This is a genomic window from Streptomyces sp. NRRL S-1813 (assembly GCF_000719605.1).
Lineage (GTDB): Bacteria > Actinomycetota > Actinomycetes > Streptomycetales > Streptomycetaceae > Streptomyces > Streptomyces decoyicus.
Genome location: NZ_JOHB01000008.1, coordinates 90283 through 112577 on the forward strand (window position 1 = coordinate 90283; position 22295 = coordinate 112577).

The following is a 22295-nucleotide window of genomic DNA, read 5'->3' on the forward strand; positions in this document are numbered from 1 at the left end:
CGGCGACCCCGCCGTCACGACCCGGCCGCCGACGGAACCAAGACGTTCCAAGGCCCACGAAGGGCGCTGGTGGGCGGGAATCCTCAGTGCAGGCCGCGTGGCGACGGCACTACTCCGAAACGAGAGCGGACACTCACTCCATACGACCGATGCAGATGCATTTGCCCATGCTGGAAGCGTGACGCAGGAGGAGATCCCGATGGAGCTGAACCTGACGGACAAGGTCGCCGTTGTCACTGGAGGCAGCAAGGGCATCGGGCTGGCCGTCACCGAGGCACTCGGCCGTGAGGGCGCGCGTGTGGTGGTCGGCAGCCGCACGGAAACGACTGAGCTGGCGGCCCTGCGCGAGCGGTACGACGTCACCTTCCACCCCGTGGATCTGGCCGACGCCGATGGTGCCGACACGCTGGCCCAGGAGGCAGCAGACCGACATGGCCGGATCGACGTGCTGGTCAACAACGTCGGCGCCACCAACCCACGCTCCAGCTTCCTCGACGTCGATGACGCAGCATGGATGCACGCCCTCAACATGACTTTCCTGAGCGCGGTGCGCGCCAGCCGTGCGTCGTTGCCACACTTGCTGGCCCACGGCGAGGGCGCGATCGTCAACATCAGCTCGGTCAACGCCCGCCTGCCCTTCCCCATGGTGGTGGACTATTCAGCGGCCAAAGCCGCCCTGAGCAACCTCACCAAAGCTCTGTCGGAGGAATTCGCTCCCCGTGGCGTCCGCGTCAACGCCGTCGCTCCCGGCCCCGTACGCACCCCGTTCTGGACTGCCCCCGGCGCCTTCGCCGACACCGTCGCGGCCAGTGCGGGCGGCACGGCACAGGAGGCCCTGGACCAGGTCGTACCCCAGCAGATGGGCATCTCCACCGGACGCATCACCGAACCCCAGGAGGTGGCCGACCTCGTTGCCTTCCTGGCCTCCCCGCGCGCCGGCAACGTCACCGGTGCCGAATTCGTCATCGACGGAGGCCAGATCAAGACCACCTGACATGGGCTCGGGCGAAGGACGGTGGGCAGGTCCGCCACCGGCTTCACAGACGTTGTGGCAGAGCCGCTACGCGTGTACTAGCCAGATGTTCAACGGGTCAGCCGGACACCGGGGCGAGATTGGCGGCGCCGAAGGAGACCGAGAACCGCTCGCACCAGATCACGACGCTGCGGAACTTCGACAGGTCCGTGCCGGCCGGGACGGTGTAGTTCTGGCTTCCGAGATTCCCCTTGAGCTTCCCCAGCGCGACCGCCCCGCCGTCGAGCCCGGCCTTGGCCGCATCGGCGGTCCGGGCCGAAAGATAGACCCGTACATCCGGCCCCTCGGAGGTCTTGAGGTCCTCCAGCCGCAGCACTTGGCCGCCATCCGTCAGCCGGACCGTACGGGCCGTGCCGCTGGTGTCGTGCTCGTGGGTGACGAAGCGGCCTTCGGCGAGGTCCTTCGGTCTCGTGCCCTTCATCGACGGTTCCCCGCCCTTCACTTCGGGGGCGGATGCCGTGGGCAGTGCCTCGTTCACCGTGGTGTCGGTGAACGCCTTCCAAGGCTGGAAGAGATAAAGCCCGATTCCGGCGACGACCACCAGCACGAGAAGGAGGGGCACGACGGTACGGCGGGACACTCGGGACACCAAGGCCTCCTGAAGGGGACAAGGGGGCCGACCGCTATCGGCGGGCCCATCATGCGTACAGCAAACCCGCAGCCGCCCCGTCGGGGTGCGGGGGAGGTCGCCCCGTAAGACACCGGTAACCAGTCAGGCCCGCAGTCCCGACCGGGGCCTTGGACGTGTCCGATGGGTCGCGTGGTTGCTGACTGTCCCGACCGTTCCGGTCGCTGTGGGCGGGGCGCCTGTGGCTATGGCTATGACCTTGACTGTCGGGCCTGTCGGATGCCCCTGCTTCCGCAAGCAGCTGCGCGTTTCATTCCCAACTAGGCTTCCGCACCTGCCTCTTCGGGTTCTCCTGGGCGTCCTTCCTCCCATCACACCCCTGTTAGCCGGACGTTAGTGGAGCAGCAGCCTGGCAACAGTGGCCCAGACCAAAGTGGGTGACGTACCGAAGAGCCAACGACACCGACTGCCCCGGGGGACCCCACATGAGCGCCACCACCACCCGCACCGTTCGTCGCCGCACCCTGCGCCTTGCCGCCGCGGCCCTGACCGCAGCCGCCGGCCTCACCCTGACGGCCTGCTCCGGCTCGGACACCGCCGGCGCCAAGCCCGCGGGCCACACGGACACGGGCGTGGCCGCCGCCGAGTCCGGCGGCGCGGGCTCCTCCGCCGGGGCCCAGGGCCCCGATGGCCAGGCGGGCCCCGGTGCCGAGGTCGACGCGAAGGTCGACGCCAAGGCGGACGCTGCGGGCAAGCAGCCGGGCAGCGCGCAGGCGGCTACCAGTGGTGGGTCGAGCTCGGGCGTCCAGCGCTGCCACACCTCCGGCCTGAAGGCGTCGTTCGCCACGGGCGGCGATGCGACCCCCGCCCCGGACGCAGACGGCGGGACGACCACCAGCATCGTGCTGACCAACAAGGGCAGCAGCACCTGCAAGATCGGTGGCTTCCCGGGCGTGGACCTCAAGTCCGGGAACGGCGGCCAGAGTTGGTCGCTGCGCCGCTCGTCGGCCAAGCACAGCTCGATCACCCTGGGGCCCGGAGACAGCACCGACTTCACGATCAACCTCGCCATGGCCAGGAAGGACGAGGCGCACCCCTGGATGCCCGCCTTCGCGGCCGTCACCCCGCCGAACGAGACCACAGCGCTGACCCTGAAGTGGCCCTGGGGCCCGCTCGTCGACCAGACCGGCGCCACCCACCCGGCCACCTTCGTCAACCCCATCGGCTGACTGCTGCGTGTGTGAGCGACGGACGCCGAGGGGTGGGAGCGCCTTGACTGTTCCCGGTCCGCTGGCGGGCAACCGGGCGGTGTCGGCTCGCCGGCTTCAGGCGAAGTCGGTAGCGGGCTCGGTGGCGTAGCGGCTCATCGTGTGGATGGCGGCCTGGGGTGTCAGCGGCGTGCCCTCGGCGGTCATGCTCTGGAGGTCTCGGAAGTACTGCACATACAGGTCGGGGGTGAACGTGCTGAGCATGACGGCGGGTTGGTCGGTCAGGTTGGCGAAGGTGTGCGGGGTGCCGGGCGGGACGATTACGAACGTGCCCGCGGTCGCGTCGTAGACCTTGTCCCCGACGGTGAACCGCACCGTGCCCGAGATGATGTAGAAGCCCTCATCGTGCTGGGCGTGGCGGTGCTGCGGCGGTCCGTCGGTGTGCGGGGCGAGGACGGACTCGGCCATCCCCAGACGGTGCCCGGTGTGGCTGCCGTCTTCGAGGACGCGCATGCGCGTGGTGCCCATGACGATCGTCTCGCCGTCGTCGGGGCCGACCACCGATACGTCGGGGCCGGCCTGCGGTTCACTGGTCCTCGCTTCACTCATCTTCGCTTCGTCGGTCATGCTCCCAGTGCACCGCCAGGGCCCTGCAAGTGTCCAAGACCTGTTCCGCCACGCCGATACCTTGCGGGTATCGTTGCAGCGTGGAGCTACGTACCCTGCGCTACTTCGTCGCGGTCGCCGAGGAACTCCACTTCGGCCGGGCCGCCGCCCGGCTGCACATGAGCCAGCCGCCGCTGAGCCGGGCGATCAAGCAGCTGGAAACAGAGATCGGTGCCCTGCTGTTCGCCCGTTCGCCTGCCGGCGTCACGCTCACCCCGGTGGGGGCAGTGCTGCTCGACGAAGCGCGGGCCCTGCTCGACCAGGCCGATCGCGTTCGCGTCCGCGTGGCCGCGGCGGCCGGCGCCGCGGTCCTCACCATCGGCGTCCTGGGCGACGGCACCGACCCCGGCATCACCAGGCTGGCGGCCGTCTTCCGCCGAAGCCACCCCGGCGTCGACATCCACATCCGCGACACCGACCTGACCGACCCGACCTGCGGGCTTCGTATCGGAATGGTCGACGTCGCCCTGACCCGTGCACCGTTCAACGACACGGCCCTGACGGTTCGTGAGCTGCGCACCGATCCGGTCGGTGCGGTTCTGCGTGCCGACGATCCGCTGGCCCGTCGCGACCACCTGAAGCTGGCCGACCTGGCCGACCGCCGCTGGTTCCAGTTCCCGCAGGGAACCGACCCGATCTGGCAGTCGTACTGGAACGGCGGCACGCCGCGCGAGGGCCCGGTGGTGCGCGTCGTCCAGGAATGCCTTCAGGCCGTGCTCTGGAACAGCACGGTCGGCTTGGCCCCGCTCGGACACGACCTGCCCGAGAACCTGGCCGCGATTCCGCTGGTCGACATGGCGCCAAGCCGAGTGGTCGCGGTGTCCAACGAGGGTGACACCAACCCGTTGATCCGCTCCTTCCTTGAGATCGCGATGGCCGCGTACCGCCACTGAGCAAGCACCGCGTGCCACCACTGAGCACCTACGACCCCAGCCGGACACGGCCCAAGTACCCAACGAGCCGGCCCCGCGCGGCAAAAAAATCCAGTCGGGGCCTCCGAGGAAGATCAGTGCTGCCGCAACTCGGGTTCTGGCTCACTTTCCGTGAGGTGAGCACGGTGAGTGACGCCCGAAGGCCGAGTTGGCCTTGGGGTTGTTGCCCGAAAATGGTCAGTGGCGATCTTGGGCAGCTGAGAGTTCGGGTCCGTGGAAGAGATGGTGCTCCGACTGGAGGAGCTGCTGTTCCCGTCGGTCTCGGACGCGATGACCCTCATGACTGCCGCCCGAAGCCGTCAACGACCGCTGCCCGAAGTCATGTTCGTGGACAGGTACTTGCAGGTCGAAGCGGCACACCTCCTTTGGCCAGAAGATCCTGTGGTGGCGGCCGTACCAACTCACGCAGCCGCGCTCCTGAGGCTCAGGATCACGCAGCACCGGCCGCGCATTGATCGCGTCCCTGGGCGGCGCAATAGGGTCTGCCGGCGGATCCGTCGGCAGACCCTATTGCGTTCCGGGCAACAGCTCGACTCGGACGTCGTTGCCGTCCTGGATGACGTAGGTAGGCCCGGTCCGCGGGTCCCAGCCGAGGGGCAACAGGTAGTAGCGGCCGTTGCGTTCGATGATCCGGCGTAGCCCGGTGTAGCGGTACCGGTAGTGCGCTTTCGCTCCCAGGTCCTCTGCCTTTAGCCCTGGCCCGGCCAGGCTGAGGCGGTCGGTGCTCAGGATCGCGACGGCTGTGCGGCGCACGAGTTGGCCGGCGGCCTGCTGGGCCTCCTGTTCGCCCAGTTGGCTGGTGGCGAGGCTGAACGCCCACATCATCAACAGGCCGCCGGTGAAGACGGGCACCGCCTTGCTCCACAGCGGGGAGGCGGTCGCACCTCCACCGGCCCAAGGGGTCTGCCCGAGGAGCACTCCGGTCCCCAGCAGCAAGGGAGCCGTCCATCCGTAGGGTTGGATGCGGGACCATAGGAGAAGGAGAGCCAGTCCGGCCAAGATGAAGGCCAGGTGGGCTCGGACCACGGCCCGACCCCACCTCTCCAGCATGCGTGCCAGGCTCCCCTGTGCAGGGGCGTTTTCCCTGGTGGTGAGGTGACGTGCGGCCAGGACAGCCACGGTCAGGGCGATCACGACAGGCACTTTCAGTACGTTCAGGCTCTGGATCGAGAGCTCGGCGAAGCCAAAGCCCAGGCTGAAAGCGTCCAGACGGAAGTAGTGGTAGTAGGAGGTCAGGTAAACCGCGCCCAGAAAGTACATGATCGCTACGAGGAAGGAAGCCTGCGCTACCACTACGCCGAGCAGTCCGGCTGCCGTACGGTCCCCGGCCGTCTGCCCGGAAGCCGGCGTAACAGGCCTCTCTCGTCGCGCGGCGGTTGCTGCTCGGCGGGTAGGGGAGCGCAGGCCAGTCCGCGGCCTGCGGCTTGGCTGAGGGCGGCGCGCCGCACCGTTGCCTCGCGTGCGCGGGTCAAGTCGCCATGACTGGGTGTGCCGTTGGCTTCCTCTGCTGGTCAAGTTCCTACCTTGCTCGTCCCGGCGCTCAGGTACTGGAGGGGGAAGCACAGGATCCATCTGGCGAAGAGCTGGCGTCAGGCGGCGGTGACGGCGTGGCCGGCTGCGTCGGATCCGGCCGGGGAGACGGGGACTGGGATCCGTTCGGCGGAGGACAGGTCTCGCTGTCCTCCCCGCCGGCGCCGCCGGTGCTGGCGCCGCCGGTGTCGCCGCCACCACCGTCCCCACCACCGGTCGGATCCATGCCGCTGCCCGAAGCCGGGGACTCACCATCGTCGACGGGTGGAGGCTTGACGGGTGGGATGGGGTCGCCGCCGTAGGAAGGGCCGCCACCTGACGGATCCTTCTGTCTTCCCGAGCCTGAACCCGAACCCGAACCGCCGGCAGCCGATTGGTCACCCACAGCACCATGGTCCCTCCCGCCACCGCGGTCCGACGGAGCCGGAGTCACTGAGGCAGATTCAGCTGACCCAGGGTTGGCAGGGGCATCAGCGCTGTTCGCGGGCTTCGGCCGGCCAAGGCCGGAACCACCCTCGTCACGTCCGCCGGGCGCCGCGTGGGCGCACCCCGCCGACGCGATCATCAAGGCAACGAGCACCGCATTTCGGGCCGCGTACCTGCTTCGGTCTCCCATCCAGTTCTCCCTCGAACGGCTCGGCCGCCCCAGTCGACGCCCGTCGGCACCCGAGCCCCACCGTCTCCGTCAAAAGGACTGTAGCCTCCGTCTGTGCACAGGGCACACAACTAGTCACGCTCAGCAGTCGGCTTCGGTTCCCCACGGTTGGCTGACCAACGTCTTCTCGGCGCCCGGGAAACATCCACCATGCCGACGAGATGCGACTCGGGCAGGGTAGGACGATGCGCCAGGAGGGCTCGCACAGTCCGGGCGCTCTTCGCCCTCGCCCCGAAGGAACCTGCGTGCCAACTCGACTCACAAAGGTGCAGGTTCGGCGGCAGGTCGGACACCGGTCAGCAGCCGGCCGTCCAGGCAGACAGGCAGGCATCGCATGACGCGCCGGCCGCGGCTCCGCGATCGTCCATGGCCGGCAGCAAATGATCGGACTCGCCCGTGTAGATGGATGCGAGGCCGCACCCGCCAGTTGACGTGCTCACCGGCCAGTTGGGAGTACGGGGCCGAAGTCAGTGTGTGCCATCGAGGGCGCTCTCCCCTGCGCGACGGCCGCCGCGCACAGCGACCGGGAGCAGCGCCTGCTGGCAGCGCGGCCCGAACAGGGCAAGAGCGCCGCCGCCCACCGCGCCCACCGCGGTCCGCCAGTACGGCACGTCGAGGTGCCAGTGCGGTTGCAGCAGCTGGATGGCGAAGCCGGCCAGGAGCACGGCAAGCGCGAAGAACACTACGGCGAACAGCACATATACCCAACGGGAGTTGGTGGCCGAGCTGTGCGCCTGGTCCCGGTGCCGGTCGATGTCCTTCAGCGCGCGGGCTGCTTCGGCTACCGAGGGGCGGGGGCAGTCGGGGCCGGATGACGTCGGCGTGGATGACATGGCCATCTTCTCGGAGTGTTAGTTGTCTCAGTGGAATCAGTTAGCTTCCCGTGCCCGGGCCTGTCAACGGGGCGTCAGACCCTTGGGCCTCGCGGCGCTACCGCCAGTACTCCAGCACCGTGTGCATCACCTGCTTCAGGAAGCGGAGGGACCCGCTGGTCTCGCGGGCCTCTCGCTCCTCCTCCACGTGCGGAAGTCGCCTGACCAGCGACTTTCCAGACGGCGTCCGGCTCCCGAATATGATGGAGGGAGTCTCCGCAGCCCACCCACATGACATGCGGCGGAGACTCGGAAGATCAAGGAGGTGGCGTGATCACGATGAAGCATGCCGCAGCTGGTGCTGTCTGACGGGGGACGACGCCGACGGCAGTGAGACTGGATGGACACCTACCGGCGGCACGTGGAACACCCGCGTGACAGTGGCTGGGACAACTGCACAAACCCAGTCGTGGTCCGGATCCGGAGCTGCAAGCGCACTCTGGTGAAGCTGGAGCCGGAAGTAATCGCCCGCCCCGAGCGGCGGTGAACCGCGTCACTCCCCAGTCAAGCCTGCGACCCCTGCTTCGGCAGGGGGAGAACGAACGGAACCCTGCGCCTCCGAGTTGAAGATCCCTTCGACTCGCTGAGGAGCAGCACCATCAGCAGAACAACCGAAAATACCGGCTTCACCTGCGGAAACTGCGGGAAGGCAGTCGCGGCGCTGGCCAACGGAAGCTACCGCAACCACTGCCCGCACTGTCTGTATTCGCTGCACGTGGACGTCTCGCCCGGAGACCGTGCCGACGACTGTCGTGCGCTGATGCGCCCGGTGGCCGTCGAGCACCACTCCGCCAAGGGCTACATGATCGTCCACCAATGCACCGGTTGCGGCACCCGCGGCCGCAACCGCATGGCCGACGACCCGCACCAGGGCGACGACCTCGATACCGTCATCGCACTGATGCACAAGGCCATCGGCCATCACGAAGCCGGACACACGAACCGGCGCCGGACACACCTCTGACGCCCCGGCGGCTCCCGCTCGCAGCGGGAGCCGCTTCCCTATGCCCCACTGGGGCAGCACTCAGTCCGGGACCTGAAACCACCGCGACCTGGCGGTGTGCCTGAACTCCGAGCGCGTCGGCAACTCCGAGCGCGTCAGCCGAGCGCGTAGGCCCGCTGCCGCGGGCCAGGGGGACCGAAGCTCAGCCCGTTCTCATCGAGAGCATTGAAGACGGTTGCCCGATTCGCCTCGAAGTCGAAGCTCACGTCAACACTTCCCTGAGCCACATCCCTGCCGGTCCATTCGAGCAGTTCGACCCCCTTGAGGGACAGACTCCGCAGAGCATCCAACTCGGGAAGAGGCTCAGGACGCCACCGCAGGTCGAAGCCGGGCCAACGGACCGGACGACCGGTGTCGATCGTGTTCCACGTAAGGGAAAGATCGTCGAACTTGTGATGGTTGACCTCGACCTGCTCGCCGTCGAAGTCGAACAGCACGGGACAGTCACAGAACCACTCGTCATCCTCTACGTCCCAGACCATCCAGACTCTTGTCAGAGTCCGGCCGGCAAGACCACGCAGGCGGTGCCCGTGCTCCCGCACAACTTCTCTACGGCCGTGCAGCCACACCGGCTGATATCCGTCGATGCCGAAATCGAACATTGAGCCATCTTGCCAGCCAGCACTGCCGCAGGTCAGCACGACGAAGTCCCAGGTGCCCTATCTCAAGCACCTCCGCCATGGCAAAACGCTCTTTTGCGGGGCATGTAGACGAGCCGGTTGAGGAACGCGGAGACATCGCCCCCCCCCGGGCGCACGCACTCCTCTCCACGGTCGTCGCGCTGTAGGTCCGGGCCCGCGTCGGGAAGGCGGCGTGGAGGAGTCGGCCGAGGAGGTTGTAGTGGTGCTGCGCGGGCGAGGCAGGCGATGACGGGACGGCCCCGCCCGGACATCACTCGGATGTCCGGGCGAGGCCGGCGTCTGGGCCCGGGTCGGGTCGGGCCGTGACGCGTACCGCTTGTTCTCAGTGCCTGGAGCCGGGCAGGGTGCCGAAGTGCCCGCGGGAGGGGGCTCGTTCATGCGCGCGTGCTCCCGTTGAGGTGGAGGGGCACCCGGGGAGTCAGTTGGTGCAGGTGGTGCCCGATGCGGGCAGGATGCGGTCGGTCAGGTAGCGGTTGGTCGCCTCACGGACGCACGGGGACAGCAGGAACATGCTGTAGTCATCGCCCTCGCGGCTGAGTACGACGCTGCCGGGCAGCTGGGCCGCCATGGCGGAGCCCGCCGCGTGGGGAGCCAACGCCTGGTGCGTGGACTGGATGACCAGCGCGGGCGGTGCCCCGGAGATCAGGCGGCCGGCCTGCACGGGCTTGGCGGGGACCGGCCATCCGAGGCAGCCGACGAGCGCGGTCCAGGAGCGCACCGCGCCGCCGAGGTGCGGTGCGCGTGCGGCGAGCGACTTGTGCAGTCGGTCGGCCTGCTCGAAGGTGCTGACCGGACGGGCGTTGTCCAGGCAGGCGGGCACCAGAACCTGCACCGGATCGAGGGTGCCGTCGGGGTCGACGGTGAAGTCGGTGGCGTCGCCCGCCTGCGCCTTGACGATCGCCTCGGCCAGGGCGGGCCAGGTGACGCTTGCGATGTTCAGGTAGTCCTGGGTGGCACCGCGGATGTCCTCACCGGTCAGCGGGCGGTGTGTGCCGCCGGCGACGGGGAGGGGGGTGCGGTCCGCGCGGGCGACGAGGGCGTCGTACTCGGCAGCGACGTCATGTCCTTTCAGGGCACACTGCGCCGAGTTGGTGCACCAGGCGGCGAACCGGTTGAAGGCCTCCTCGGCGCCGGTTGTCTCCTTGGCGATCCGGGTGAGCGGCGAAGTGGTGTCGTCCAGCGCGGTGTCGAGGGTCATCGTGCGCAACCGGCCGGGAAAGAGGGCCGCGTAGGTGCGTCCGAGCAGGGTGCTGTAGTGGATGCCGTACCAGTTGAGCCGGCGGACGCCGAGCCCGGTGCGTACCGCTTCGATGTCTCGGGCGGTGCTGGTCAGGTCGACATGGGCCACCAGCGGGCCGTTGCGGCGCAGGCAGTCCCCGGCGAAGGTGCGGTTGTGGGCCACGAGCTTGTCGAAAGCGGCCCGGTTCTTCGGGAAGTAGCTGACCCCGGCGGGCTTGAGCGGCTCGGAACAGCGGACGGGGGTGCTGTGGCCGACCCCTCGTGGGTCGACCGCAACGATGTCGAACCGCTGGGTCATGGCACCGGCGATGTCGGGAAAGCCATTGCGTGTCGCCAGCCTCAGCTGCTCGATCGAGGAACCACCGGCTCCGTCGTTGAGGAGCAAAGTGCCCTGGCGGTGTGCCGGGTCGTCTGCCTTGCGGCGGATCAGGGCCAGATCGAGCTGCGCGGCTCGCGGCTTGGACCAGTCCACCGGCACCCGCATCGTGCCGCACTGCATGCCCGGGAACCCGGCGTCGGTGCACGGGTGCCACGTGATGTGGCTCGTCGGGGCCTGCGGGACGGTACGGCCGGGCGCGGCGACCACCGGCGTGGCCAGCACCGGCGTGGCCAGCACCACCCCGGCCGTCAGTATGGCGGTGAGCGTCCGCCGAAGTTGTCTCATCACTCTGCTCATGACGGTTCTCCTTGAAGGGCGCGGGCCGGCGCTGCCGGTGCGGTCGGGATGTGCGGGGAGGGTGATGGGTCGACGGAATTGACGCCCGCGCAGGGCGTCGGTCGCGTCGTGGTGGCGGCGAGGGCCGCACCGATGACGTGCACCCCGGCTGGCGGGCCGGCTGGACGAGTGGCAGCCGTGGCCCCTGCGTTGCCCGGCGCACAACGCCCCGGCCGCCTGCCCGTGGACCACGAGCTCCCCCGCACTCGGCCCGGCCGCCGAGCCGTACCGCAATAACGCGCCTCCTGCCCCGCCCTGCCGGGCAGAGCGAGCTCGACGCGCTCATCGGCACCCACCAGAACCTCTTCCGCTATGCATCAACACTCTCGTTAGAAGGTGTAACTGCGCCCAGCTTGAGGCGTGCCGACACCATCCGTCAAGGGAGTGGCGCATGATTTATTAGAGGCATTTCCGATAGCGATAGGGCATAACACGCCTGACAGGAAGGGATGGTGGCCATGACAGAGAACGCAAGGAGTCCCGTTCCGAGCCACCGCCACGGGCGGCGCCGACCTCGCGGACCTCGCACACGCACTGCGTCGCTGGGCGCTCGACTCCCCCAGCGGTATCTCGTCGTTTACGGGCCACCCGTGCTCCGCTACCGCGCCCCGGAGGACATCACCGCGAACACCGCGATCACCGCCGAGATCATGTCGACGCTCCTCGACACCTTCGCGGCCGCGTCAGCGAACACCGCCGAAACGGTCTGGGACGCGCACCTCGAGGAGCACCGGCAGTGGGACGGCGGACACCCGGCCCCGACCCCGGCACTGCGTCGCACACCCATCTTCTGGACCCGTCTGCACGGCGTCCGTTCCCTGGAACTCGCCAGCCACTTTGCCGGGTTGGGCTTCGACCCTGCCCAGTTGTGCGTGGCCGACTGAACAGCCTGCCGGCCGACTGCCCCGCAGCCGGCGCAAGACCGCGGGCAGGGCAACGCGCCCCCTTGGCGCCGACGCCACTCCTCGCGTCGCACCCGTGCTCCACGCACATGCGGAACCGGACTCGGAGACGGCGGCTGCACGGGAGTGTTCGAGGGCGGCCGTCAGTACTGGTGAACCGGGTATTGCGCGCTGGTGGTCGTGCGTTGACGTAAGAAACTCGGCCGCCTCGCCGACGGCGGCGGTCGCCAGGCCCCCGGCCGCGCGGCCCGCAGCCCGAACGGGATGCTGCTTCCGTTCTCACGACAGCGTGCCGTGAGCGGGGTGCACGTCAGACCAGTTCCGTGTGACGGCACGCAGCTCGCCTCGTCGAGGGCGTAGGCGTAGGCGTACGGAACGCAGGGGGCCTCCCGGGGCAATTACGCCAGGGGCACGGACCGGATCGCGGAGATATCGAACTGCAACCGAACTTTCTCGCTCACCATGGCGCCGCCCGCTTCCAGGCGTTGGTTGTAGACCAAGCCCCAATCGGTGCGGTCGATGGTGGTGGTGCCGTCAAAGCCGGCCCGCTCATAGCCGAACGGGTCCAAGACCGAGCCGAGGTAGTCGAGTTGCAGCTCGACCGGCCGGGTGATGCCGCGGATGGTCAGATCCCCTGTCATGCGGAAGCTCTCTGCGCCCTCGTGGATCGTGGAGGTGCTGCGGAAGACCATCTCCGGGTAGCGGTGCGCGTCGAAGAAGTCCGTGCCGATGAGGTGTGCGTCCCGCTGTTCTACGCCCGTGTCGACGCTGGCGACCCTAATGACGAGTTCGGCCCGGGACTGGGAGGGCCGGGCTCCGTCGAAATACAGCGTGCTGTCGTAATCGGCGAAAGCACCCCGCACTGTCGTGACCATCGCGTGCCGCACGGAGAATCCGATGCGGCTGTGCGGGCGGTCGATGGTCCATTGCCCGGTCAGCGCACGAAGCGCGGGGTCGAGCGCGACTCCGGTGGCGTCGGCCGCCGGGAAAGGCGTACGGGGGCCAACAGCCTGCGCCGGCTGGACAGTCGCGCTCTGGCGACGGCTGAAGATACCCATGCGTCGTAGCCTTCCTCGAATTGGATTACTCCGTGCTATCACGGCATAGGCAGGCGCTACACAGCGAGATGGGCAGCCTCGTCCGGATTCCATGCCCCCGACCGCAAAGATGCACAGGATCGACACGAATATGGGGTGCACTGACGGACAGTCCATGACGACAGTCCACGACCCGCAGGATGTCCTTGTCCTCCCAGCGCCGCTCGATTCTCGCGAGGTCGCTCCGGCCGCGGGCCGCGTCCTGGAAGGCGCCGTGGTCGGCGGTGCGGTGCTCGATACGTCACAGCTTCTCATCGGGCAGGTCGGCCGGCCCCGCCACAACGCCCCGGTCGGCGACGGGGCCGGGGCCGGGGCCGGGGCGAACAACGTGGAACTGGCCTACTCGTCGACTCGCCGAGCAACGGCTCGCGCTGATGGCTCACGCCGACGTCGACGGGGTGCCGGCCTGGGCGGTATCAGTGTCGGTGGACCCACGATCGTGCGGGTTCACCGACACGCGGCCGGGGCCCGCAACAAGGGGCCCCGGCCGGAGAGCCGGCCGACCGCGCGATCGGCCGGTCCGCTGCGGGCTGACCACGAAGGTCCACCTCGCTGAAGACGCCCGCTACAGACGCCCGCCGCCGACCCCTCGCGTTCGTTCTGACCGCGGACAGGCCGGCGACGCACCCGCTTTCACGGACGTGATGTCCGCTTGCGCGTTGCCCGCCGCCGCGGAACGCCGCGGAGGCTACGAGATGTCATGCACCTGTCATGCATAAGTGTAGAACTTGGTGTGGTCCAGCAGGTCCGCCGGCGTGACGTCGTTCCATGGCTTCATGGTGTCGTGGAGGTCGACGACGTCGGGAGTGTTGCCGGTCGGGAGATAGCCCGACTTGGGGTGCAGGCGCTGCCATTCGGCCCAGAGCTTGTCGATGAAACAGTGGTGCAGCCAGAAGACGGGGTCATTCGGCGAGGCACCCGTGGTCATCTGCCCACCGACCCAGACGTGCACCCGGTTGTGCAGATTCGGTCCGCGCCAGCCCTCGACGTTGTTGCGGAAGCTGTCGGAAGAGCTGTTCCAGGGGGCGGCGTCATAGACGGTCATGGCGAGCACCCGGTCGACCTCGGCCCGGGTCGGCAGTTCACGGACCCCGGTGCCGAGCGAGCGGCGCAGGAACGTCCGGCCGTCGACGCGTATGTTCATCGGCCACTTGCCGTTGCCGAAGGCGAACGGCCCCGAGGGCACCCGGCCGTCACCGCTGCGCCCGTCGCCGCCGAGGAAATCGTCGGCCCACAGGGAGCTGCGGGGGCTGCGGTCGACGGTCCAGTCCCAGTAGGGCAACGTGACCGACGGGGTGATGCTCTGTAGGGCTTCTTCGAACTGGAGCAGGAACCTGCGGTGCCAGGGGAGGAACGACGGGGACCGGTGACCGGTCCGCTCTCCATTGTCGGTGTCACCGATGATGAAGGCGTTGTGGGTGCTGATGAACTCGTCGTAGCGGCCGCTGCGCTTGAGTTCCAGCACCGCATCGACGAAGTTCCGCTTCTCGGTGGCGGTGAGGTCCGCCTGGTTCTTCCGGACTGCCATGTCGAGGACTCCTCGGTGGGGGGACGGTCAGGGGCCAGACCTCAGCCGGTGACGACGGGGACCAGATCAGCGCCCTGGAGTTCACGAACGGCGGCGCGCGCCAGGGTGCGTGGCGTGGTGAACGTCTCGTAGTGGTTCACCAGGCTGATCCAGGTGCCGTCCGCGTTCCGCATCACATGGAGGTCGTCGTTGTCGATGCGGACGACGAAGTCCATGCCCTCGTGAGGTCCGGCCTGGCCACTCCGGGGATGTGCCCGGCTTCCGTGACCGCCGTGGCTTGCATCGCTTGCGCGGCTTCCGTTCTCCGGTGCTTCCTCGTCCGCCGGCCAGCCCTCGATATGGCGGCCCTGGTAGACCTCGTCGAAGGGCTCCGGCATCTCGTGACCCCCGGGGGCCTGGTGGCCTTCCGAGTGTCCGTGTCCGGCGGCGGGACGGGCGGCGGCGGTGTTCGACAAGGCGACCGGCGCGGCGAGCACCGCTCCGGCCAGGGTCGCGGCGCTGCCGTGCAGCATCTGGCGTCGGGTGGGACGCGACATGTTCCACTCCTCTGTTTGTTCGTCTCGGCTCCCCCCTCCACGTCAGAACCGCACAAGAGGGGTTCTTCGAGCCGGCGCGCCGAAGGTCGGCCCGCGCCGCCACATGCTGGCAGGGACGAGCGGATCATCAAGTTCCTCCGGCGGGATCAGACAACGAACGAGACAACACCCGGGAGGAGGTGCAGAGTTCAACGGCGGTGATCGTGCTCGCGTCCCGCCGCACCCGTGCGCGGAACCGGATATTCCGCGATGTGGAGCGTTCTCAGCCGCAGATCCTTCTCTCCGATGTCCGAAACCGTGAGACGCCCCACGGCCGGAACTCGGCGCGAATGCAAGGGGCTTGAGGTGTGGGGTGTTTGCGGCTCGGGCTTCCGCGTCGTGCGTGCCTGCCGTGCGGGGTGACGTGAGTGAATGCCCGGCGTCGGCCCCCTCCACCCTCGCCCCTGCCGCGCAGGCCGCGGCGGCGCACCGGCCTTCCGCAGCACCGCTTGCCGCGGCGGCGGCCGCCGACTTCAACGTGGGGCGTATCTGGACCATCTACCAGAGCAACTCGGCCAACGCGACGCTCTCGGTGACTCAGGACGCCCAGGGGAACCTCACCGGCATAGCCAGAACGGGAAGTTCGACGACGGGCACCATCGAGCAGGGGTTCGTGGACGGCACCTCCCTCTACTTCGTCATCGCCTGGAGCGACGGCGCAAGGGGCCGTTACCTCGGCGCCCGCGGCTCCGACGGCCGCCTCAGCGGAGTCACCACCGACCTGACCCATCCCACCAGTCAGGCGACGTGGTACACCACCTGGACGTTCTGACCTCACCCTAGGCGTATCGCCCAGCGTCGCTGTGGGCTTCCGCCGTCTCCCTCGCTCCGCTCCGATCGCGGGGCGTATACGCAGCAGGTCCCCGGAACGTGGTTCCGGGGACCTGCTGATTCGCCGACCGGTTGCCCGCCACCGCCTGGCAGCGGCACAGCGCCGGGACAGGCGCGAAGGCGCCACGCTGCTACGACTGGCACTGGGTCCACATCGGCACCGGCGGCCATCGCCACCCGCTGATCCGCCGCAACCGGTCATTCATCCAGGAGTTGTCCGGCCGATCAGCTGATCCAGACGAACCGCCTAGGTCCCAGGGTGGGTGGCCGTCCGTCCAGAGAATGACGCCGGGGCCATGGGTGGCACTTCAGGACAGTCCGGCTTTGGGTCCCTGTGGGGGAGGACGGCATTGGCCTGTGCATTCGAGGATGGGGACATCGAATCCTCCATCCCTTTTCCCAGGAGCCCCCATGTCCTACACGGCAGCCGATACGGATTCCCCGACTCATAGCCGGGGCCGGGCTCGGCGTGCGACAGAGGGGTGGGACTTCTTGGTCGAATCGGTACGGAACCATCGCACCGTCGGTTCCATCGCCCCCAGCGGCAAGTCGCTGGCCAACCTGCTGACCGACCCGTTGCTGGAACGAGCGCCGCGGATGTCGAACGTCCTGGAAGTGGGCGCGGGTACCGGCTCGGTCACACGAGTCCTGCTCTCCCGGATGCCGCAGGGAAGCCAACTGGACATCGTGGAAGCCAACGCCCATTTTGCCGCGCACCTGCGTCGCCTGGTTCGTGGAAGCCCGGCCCTGCTCGAAAAGCAGGAGCAAGTGCGCGTTCACAACATATTTGTCGAACAGCTCACCACTGACCGCCGTTATGACGTGATCGTCTCCGGCCTGCCGTTCGCCAACTTCTCTCCCCGGCAGGTTGAGGAAATCATGGGCCGCTACTTGGATCTGCTCCGCCCCGGGGGCACTCTCACCTACTTTTCCTATTGCGGCAGTCGCTGGGTCCGCACCTTGCTGACATCCCGCCCAGAGGCTCGCCGTCAACTCGACGTCAAAGGTCTGTTGCACCAATATCACCACCAGTACGCGGTCGGCTGTTGGACCGTATGGGGAAATCTGCCGCCCGCGCAGGTGTGGCAACTGCGCCGACCCATGGATGCGGTCCACGCCTCCGCCGCGTTGACCGTCCAGCCAGATATATCGCGATGAATACCCTCAGCGGTCTGCTCAGCCAGATACCCCCTGCCACCGCCTACACGGTGCTGGCCGCAGCAATCATTGCGGAATCCATTCTGCTCGTGGGTGCCCTCATCCCCACTCTCGCTCTCATGCTCACCGCGGGAGCCTTGGCCCGTGCTGGCAGCATGAACCTGATTTGGGTCATTGCAGTCGCCGCCGGCGCTGTGGTGATCGGGGACGCTCTTGGCCATCGAACCGGTCATCTGCTGGGCAAGCGCCTGCGTACCGGGAAGCTCGGCCGCCGCATTCCTGCCGCGGCGTGGCAGCGAGTGGAAACCCTCATGAACAAGCGCGCCGGCCAAACCCTCCTGATCTTCCGCTTTGTGCCTGTGCTGCGGACCCTTGCCCCGCACATGGCGGGCGTCGCCGGCCTGCCGTACCGTCATATCGCCCCGTACAGTGCCCTGGCCTCGGTCACCTGGGCGAGCGTGGAAAGCGGCGCGGGCTACACAGCAGCCCTCTCCCTCCAGCACGTCTCCGCGATCGGAGCCCCGTAGCGGCACGCCCCTGCCGACACAAGCAGGGGCGCGGACCTCCAGCTTCACATCGGCCGTCGCGAGTATGACGACGAGACCCCTCGGGCAATCGCCGGCCCGGGTATCCGACCGCTCCGTCGTACGGTGATCTCACATCGGCCAACCCGTCAAGCCGGCCCCCCGGGGCCTCGTCGGCCAACCCGCCAGGCCGGCACCCCGCGCCCCCGACCTCGATCGCTCACCAAGTCGTCAGCTCCGCTGCCGTCCCCTGCCCGGCTCACCGGTGAGGAAGCGGGTGAGCATGGCGACCAGTTCGCTCTCCAGGCGGGCGGGGTCGAGGGGATCGGGGGCGGCGATGAGCTGGTGGACGACCAGCTCGACCGTGTCGCTGCCCCGCTACCACTTCCCGCTCGTTCCCGCGCCCGAGTATCTCTTCCTCGCGGGCGGCATCGGCATCACCGCCGTCTTGCCGATGCTGCGCGCGGCGGCCGCGTCCCAGGTCCCGGCCTCGCTCGTGTACGTGGGACAGTCGGCCGCGACCATGCCGTTCACCGACGAACTGCGTGCCGCGTACGGTCGGCGCGTCCGCACCGTCGCCACACGCGAACAGGGCAGGCCGGACTTCGGCGCCCTCGCGGCCGGGCTGAACCCCGCCACCCTCGTCTACTGCTGCGGACCCGAGCCGATGCTCACCGCGGCGGGGGCCGCGTTCCCGCCCGACCGGCTGCACACGGAGCGGTTCCACCCGGTGGCCAAGCCGTTTGCGGCGAGCGCGGAGTTCGAAGTGCTGTGTGCCAAGTCCGGACGTACCGTCCAGGTGCCGGCCGACGAAACCCTGCTCGACGCCCTGACCCACGCCGGGCACCCACTGCCGTCCGGCTGCCGCGAGGGCGTGTGCGGAAGCTGTGAACTCACTGTCCTGGAGGGCGAGCCTGAGCACCGCGACGACATCGGCGCCCCCGCGGGCCGGATGTACGCCTGCGTGTCGCGTGCACTGGGCCGCGGCTGGTGCTGGACCTCTGAGACCGCCGACCGCTCCCCCGGACCGAAGAGATCGCTCCCCCGGACCGAAGAGATCGGCGGAACCGCCGGCGGCGCGCGGGCGGCTGCGAGGCCGGCACTTGCCCGGCTACTTGGCCAGGTAACCGCCGTCGACGACATGGTCGCTGCCCGTCACATACGAGGCGTCGTCGGACACCAGGAACGCGACGAGTGCGGCAACCTCGGCCGGCTGCGCGGTACGCCGCAGGGGGACGGCTGTGAGGAGACCGTCGGTGGCGCCGGGCGGCAGCGAGGTGACCATCGGGGTGTCGACGACGCCCGGTGATACCGACACGACCCGGATGCCCTGGCCGGCGTATTCGCGCGCCGCGGTCCGGGTCAGGGCGAGGACACCCTGCTTGGCGGCGGCGTAGGCGGCGTGCCCCCGGAAGCCCGAATGTGCTGCTACGGAGGCGAGGTTGACGAGGACGCCACCCGTGTCGGCCATCGCGGGGAGCTGGCAGCGCATGGCGTGGAAGACGCCGTACAGGTTCACCCTCATCACGGTGTCGAAGTCGGCGAGCGGAAGTTCGGCCAGTGGGTTGAGGGGGCCGTTGATTCCGGCGCTGTTGACCGCGATCCGCAGGCCGTCGCGCAGGGCGGCGGCTTCCGTGACCACGTGGTTGACGCTGTCCGGGTCGGTGACATCGACCCGGCGGGGCAGGGCGGTGCCACTGGCTGCGGTGATCTGCCGCGCCACCCGGGTCGCACCGTCCTCGTCGAGGTCAGCGACCACCACCACGGCGCCTTCCGGGAGGGCTGTTCGGCCCTGGGGCCGCGGAGCCGATCCGGCTGACGATGTGTCTGCCGGGAAGGGCCGGTCTCCCCCGTGCCGATGGCTCTTCCCGGCTCCGGCCGTTCCCGGCCCGGTTCACGTTTCGGAGGTGGAGGACGCAGCACCGTGGACGCACCATGGACGTCGGAGCCACCGAGCACCAGGAGCCGAGCCCCTGCCAACAGCAGCCCGACCCTCTCGGAGGACATCGAGGTCGCCCGCCCATGCCCGCGGCGGCCACATCACCCCGCACCGCTTCTGGCCTCTCTTCCACGACGGCTACGCCTTGACAGGGAGCACGGCCGGCGAAGGACACGTCGGACATGACTCTCCGTACGTGGCACGTCACTGACGCAGGCGGAGCGATCAGCGCCACAGCGCCGGGCCGAACCGTTACTTCGTGTTAGCCTCAAATGCTTTGACGACTGTGCCGCCCGGCGATTGCGTCCGTGCGGTTCCCCTTGTTCGTCGACTGCTCATTCCTGGGCTGCTCATTCCTGCCGGGCCTTCCTCGGTACGTTCCCCATGCGGAAGGCTCTTCATGAACCACCCGGACCGCCTCGGCACCTCGCACGGCAACCTCGCCCGGCCTGAGCCTCTCACCCCGACGGTGTCCCCGGTCGCCTCCTTCGCCGACCTGGAACTGCCGTCCGAGGTGCTGCGAACGCTCACCGAGCTCGGCGTGCACGAGCCCTTCCCGATCCAGGCAGCCACGCTGCCCCACGCCCTCGCGGGACGCGACGTCCTGGGGCGCGGGCGCACGGGATCGGGTAAGACGCTCGCCTTCGGCCTGCCGCTGCTCACCCGGACGGCCGGACGGCGCGCGGAGCCGAAGCAGCCTCTCGCCCTGATCCTGGTGCCGACCCGGGAGCTGGCCCAACAGGTATCCGAGGCGCTCGCGCCGTATGCCGACGCGCTCCGGCTGCGGATGGCCACGGTCGTCGGCGGCGTGTCGATCGGCCGGCAGGCCGCCGCGCTGCGTGACGGGGCCGAGGTCGTCGTCGCCACCCCTGGCCGCCTGCACGACCTCATCGAGCGCAAGGCCTGCCGCCTGGGGCAGGTACGGATCACCGTTCTCGACGAGGCCGATCAGATGTGTGACATGGGCTTCTTGCCGCAGGTCACCGAGGTGCTCGACCAGGTGCACCGCGACGGCCAGCGGATGCTGTTCTCGGCCACCCTGGACCATGACGTCGATCACCTGGTCCACCGCTACCTCCACGACCCCGTCGTCCACTCGGTCGACCCGTCCGCGGGCGCGGTCACGACGATGGACCACCATGTGCTGATCGTCCACGGCCCCGACCGGTACGCCGTCACGACGGAGATCGCCGCCCGCGACGGCCGCGTACTGCTGTTCCTGGACACCAAGCACGCCGTCGACCAGCTCACCCGGCATCTGCGGGCCAGCGGTGTGCACGCCGCGGCCCTGCACAGCGGCAAGTCCCAGCCGCAGCGCACACGGACCCTTGCACAGTTCAAGAACGGCCAGATCACCGTCCTGGTGGCGACCAATGTCGCGGCCCGTGGTCTGCACGTCGACGACCTCGATCTCGTGGTGAACGTCGACCCGCCCACCGACCCCAAGGACTATTTGCACCGCGCGGGCCGCACTGCCCGGGCCGGTGAGTCCGGGAGCGTCGTCACACTGGTGCTGTCGAGCCAGCGCCGCGAGATGAGCCGGCTGACAGCCGAGGCCGGCATCGAGCCGACGATCACCAAGGTGCGCTCGGGCGAGGCGGAGCTGAGCCGGATCACCGGGGCCAAGGCTCCCGCCGGCACCCCGCTCGACGGTGGGCCCGCCGCGCCCCGGGCCAAGAACACCAACACCCCCTTCCGCGGCCTGGGCACCAGCAAGGACGCCTCCCGAGGCACCGGCGGCAAGTCCCGCAAGGCCAACGAGGCCCGCAAGCTCGCCGAGGCCCGCAAGGCGGCCCGGGTGCGCCGCGGCGCCTGAGAGCCGCTGCCCTGTTGCCGCGACCGGCCCTTACCCCTGACGTAATGGACCGCACTCCCCCACTACGGCAGCGTGGTGCACGTCAACGAGATCCCCGACGAGGGTTCCGGCACCGCAGGCCCGAGGAGTGCACCATGCCCGCCAAGTCTCCCTACACCAGCGTGAGTTCCGCTGCCGACGCCACCCGCCACGTCGTCCAGGAGTTCCTCGCCGCCCGGATGACCGGGGACGTCGAGCGGCTTGTCGCGCTCTTCGCGGACGACGTCGACTGGCTGCTCGCCGAGAACCCCGCTGCCCCGTGGATCCGGCCGCGCTCCACCGGCGCCGAATGCGCCGCCCAGGTCATGGAGCTGGCCGAACACACGGTGGCCGAGGACGCGCGGGCCTCCGTCGACACGTTCCTCGTCGACGGCACCGACGCCGTCCTGATGGGGCACCTCTCGGGGACCGTGCGCGCGACGGGGAAGTCCTTCGAGGGTCCCTTCGCGCTGCGCCTCACCGTCGAGGGGGGCCGGATCACCCGGCACCACCTCTACGAGAACAGCGTGTCGATCGCCGAGGCGTGCAGCACTTCCTGAGTCCCGAGGTCCCGAGGTCCCGAGGTCCCGAGGGTCCCACTTCACCTCATTGCTACCGGGCGGGCCCTCGATCAGGTTTCCTCACGTCCCGTCCAAGAATGCCGTTGATCAGCGTGGCTGCGGGCCGGCCGGTGGCTTCTCCCATGCGACGAGCTCTTCCAGCGCGGGGAGCGCCTCGTACAGCAACTGCTGCCGGTCCGGGGCCAATTGGGCGATCCCCGGCCTGCGGGTCCCGGCGGCGGGTCCGACGGTAGGCAACTCACGCCTCCGGAGCGACGAAGCTAC

At 68.9% G+C, this 22295-nt stretch carries 21 protein-coding genes and 1 pseudogene; 11 read left to right on the forward strand and 11 right to left on the reverse strand.

Features of this window, described 5'->3' with window-relative positions:
• Positions 1–199 precede the first annotated feature (199 nt).
• The gene (locus tag IF67_RS0114505; protein WP_030985702.1) at positions 200–994 is read left to right on the forward strand and encodes an oxidoreductase; all 795 of its coding nucleotides are present in this window, start codon (positions 200–202) and stop codon (positions 992–994) included.
• Positions 995–1091: 97 nt separating this feature from the next.
• Here the strand turns inward: IF67_RS0114505 and IF67_RS0114510 are convergent, their stop codons facing one another.
• The gene (locus IF67_RS0114510) at positions 1092–1622 is read right to left on the reverse strand and encodes a DM13 domain-containing protein (protein ID WP_030985704.1); all 531 of its coding nucleotides are present in this window, start codon (positions 1620–1622) and stop codon (positions 1092–1094) included.
• A gap of 464 nt (positions 1623–2086) precedes the next feature.
• Between IF67_RS0114510 and IF67_RS0114515 the strand changes: the two genes are divergently transcribed.
• A complete protein-coding gene (locus IF67_RS0114515; RefSeq protein WP_030985706.1) occupies positions 2087–2830 on the forward strand; it encodes a DUF4232 domain-containing protein in 744 nt (247 codons plus the stop codon).
• A gap of 96 nt (positions 2831–2926) precedes the next feature.
• On the opposite strand, the gene IF67_RS0114520 is transcribed toward IF67_RS0114515, so the two are convergent.
• A complete protein-coding gene (locus IF67_RS0114520; RefSeq protein WP_030985708.1) occupies positions 2927–3436 on the reverse strand; it encodes a cupin domain-containing protein in 510 nt (169 codons plus the stop codon).
• Between the two features lie 80 nt (positions 3437–3516).
• Here IF67_RS0114520 and IF67_RS0114525 point away from each other — a divergent pair, with 80 nt between their 5' ends.
• Positions 3517–4368 (forward strand): LysR substrate-binding domain-containing protein, encoded by an 852-nt coding sequence (locus IF67_RS0114525; protein ID WP_234341098.1) that lies wholly within the window; start codon positions 3517–3519, stop codon positions 4366–4368.
• A gap of 546 nt (positions 4369–4914) precedes the next feature.
• Here IF67_RS0114525 and IF67_RS0114530 read toward each other — a convergent pair.
• Together IF67_RS0114530 and IF67_RS0114535 are read right to left on the reverse strand one after the other, a co-directional pair.
• On the reverse strand, positions 4915–5667 hold the full coding sequence (locus IF67_RS0114530) for a hypothetical protein (protein WP_078889450.1): 753 nt from the start codon (positions 5665–5667) through the stop codon (positions 4915–4917).
• A gap of 1392 nt (positions 5668–7059) precedes the next feature.
• Positions 7060–7425 (reverse strand): hypothetical protein, encoded by a 366-nt coding sequence (locus IF67_RS0114535; RefSeq protein ID WP_158713094.1) that lies wholly within the window; start codon positions 7423–7425, stop codon positions 7060–7062.
• A 637-nt stretch (positions 7426–8062) separates the two neighbouring features.
• Here IF67_RS0114535 and IF67_RS0114545 point away from each other — a divergent pair.
• Positions 8063–8428, forward strand: coding sequence for an RNHCP domain-containing protein (locus tag IF67_RS0114545; RefSeq protein ID WP_107050229.1), 366 nt, complete (start codon positions 8063–8065; stop codon positions 8426–8428).
• Between the two features lie 134 nt (positions 8429–8562).
• Here the strand turns inward: IF67_RS0114545 and IF67_RS0114550 are convergent, their stop codons facing one another.
• Together IF67_RS0114550 and IF67_RS0114555 are read right to left on the reverse strand one after the other, a co-directional pair.
• Positions 8563–9069, reverse strand: a complete 507-nt coding sequence (locus IF67_RS0114550; RefSeq protein ID WP_030985719.1) for a hypothetical protein — start codon at positions 9067–9069, stop codon at positions 8563–8565.
• A gap of 457 nt (positions 9070–9526) precedes the next feature.
• Positions 9527–11023: an alpha/beta fold hydrolase gene (locus IF67_RS0114555; RefSeq protein ID WP_030985721.1), complete on the reverse strand. Its 1497-nt coding sequence runs from the start codon at positions 11021–11023 to the stop codon at positions 9527–9529.
• 629 nt (positions 11024–11652) lie between these two features.
• Between IF67_RS0114555 and IF67_RS39160 the strand changes: the two genes are divergently transcribed.
• The gene (locus IF67_RS39160) at positions 11653–11946 is read left to right on the forward strand and encodes a WHG domain-containing protein (protein ID WP_051818057.1); all 294 of its coding nucleotides are present in this window, start codon (positions 11653–11655) and stop codon (positions 11944–11946) included.
• 416 nt (positions 11947–12362) lie between these two features.
• Here IF67_RS39160 and IF67_RS0114565 read toward each other — a convergent pair whose 3' ends face one another.
• From IF67_RS0114565 to melC1, 3 genes are all read right to left on the reverse strand, one after another.
• Positions 12363–13022: a YceI family protein gene (locus tag IF67_RS0114565; RefSeq protein WP_030985722.1), complete on the reverse strand. Its 660-nt coding sequence runs from the start codon at positions 13020–13022 to the stop codon at positions 12363–12365.
• A 748-nt stretch (positions 13023–13770) separates the two neighbouring features.
• A complete protein-coding gene (melC2, locus tag IF67_RS0114570; RefSeq protein ID WP_030985724.1) occupies positions 13771–14589 on the reverse strand; it encodes a tyrosinase MelC2 in 819 nt (272 codons plus the stop codon).
• 41 nt (positions 14590–14630) lie between these two features.
• Complete coding sequence (melC1, locus tag IF67_RS0114575) at positions 14631–15125, reverse strand: apotyrosinase chaperone MelC1 (RefSeq protein WP_030985726.1); 495 nt, start codon at positions 15123–15125, stop codon at positions 14631–14633.
• A 403-nt stretch (positions 15126–15528) separates the two neighbouring features.
• Between melC1 and IF67_RS0114580 the strand changes: the two genes are divergently transcribed.
• The 4 genes and pseudogenes from IF67_RS0114580 to IF67_RS41445 all read left to right on the forward strand — a co-directional run.
• Positions 15529–15936: a hypothetical protein gene (locus IF67_RS0114580; protein WP_030985727.1), complete on the forward strand. Its 408-nt coding sequence runs from the start codon at positions 15529–15531 to the stop codon at positions 15934–15936.
• 551 nt (positions 15937–16487) lie between these two features.
• Positions 16488–17153 carry a class I SAM-dependent methyltransferase gene (locus tag IF67_RS0114585; protein ID WP_234341099.1) on the forward strand — a complete coding sequence of 222 codons (666 nt, stop codon included), beginning with the start codon at positions 16488–16490 and terminating at the stop codon, positions 17151–17153.
• The gene (locus IF67_RS0114590; RefSeq protein ID WP_030985731.1) at positions 17150–17680 is read left to right on the forward strand and encodes a DedA family protein; all 531 of its coding nucleotides are present in this window, start codon (positions 17150–17152) and stop codon (positions 17678–17680) included. The genes IF67_RS0114585 and IF67_RS0114590 overlap by 4 nt, the downstream gene beginning before the upstream one ends.
• Positions 17681–18041: 361 nt before the next feature.
• Positions 18042–18682, forward strand: a pseudogene (locus tag IF67_RS41445) (flavin reductase family protein); the annotation flags it as partial.
• 106 nt (positions 18683–18788) lie between these two features.
• Here the strand turns inward: IF67_RS41445 and IF67_RS0114600 are convergent.
• On the reverse strand, positions 18789–19439 hold the full coding sequence (locus IF67_RS0114600; RefSeq protein ID WP_234341100.1) for an SDR family NAD(P)-dependent oxidoreductase: 651 nt from the start codon (positions 19437–19439) through the stop codon (positions 18789–18791).
• A 577-nt stretch (positions 19440–20016) separates the two neighbouring features.
• On the opposite strand from IF67_RS0114600, the gene IF67_RS0114605 reads away from it, so the two are divergent.
• Positions 20017–21432: a DEAD/DEAH box helicase gene (locus IF67_RS0114605; protein WP_030985736.1), complete on the forward strand. Its 1416-nt coding sequence runs from the start codon at positions 20017–20019 to the stop codon at positions 21430–21432.
• Positions 21433–21566: 134 nt separating this feature from the next.
• The gene (locus IF67_RS0114610; RefSeq protein ID WP_030985738.1) at positions 21567–22010 is read left to right on the forward strand and encodes a nuclear transport factor 2 family protein; all 444 of its coding nucleotides are present in this window, start codon (positions 21567–21569) and stop codon (positions 22008–22010) included.
• A gap of 108 nt (positions 22011–22118) precedes the next feature.
• On the opposite strand, the gene IF67_RS41450 is transcribed toward IF67_RS0114610, so the two are convergent.
• On the reverse strand, positions 22119–22268 hold the full coding sequence (locus IF67_RS41450; RefSeq protein ID WP_199812729.1) for a hypothetical protein: 150 nt from the start codon (positions 22266–22268) through the stop codon (positions 22119–22121).
• Between the last annotated feature and the right edge of the window lie 27 nt (positions 22269–22295).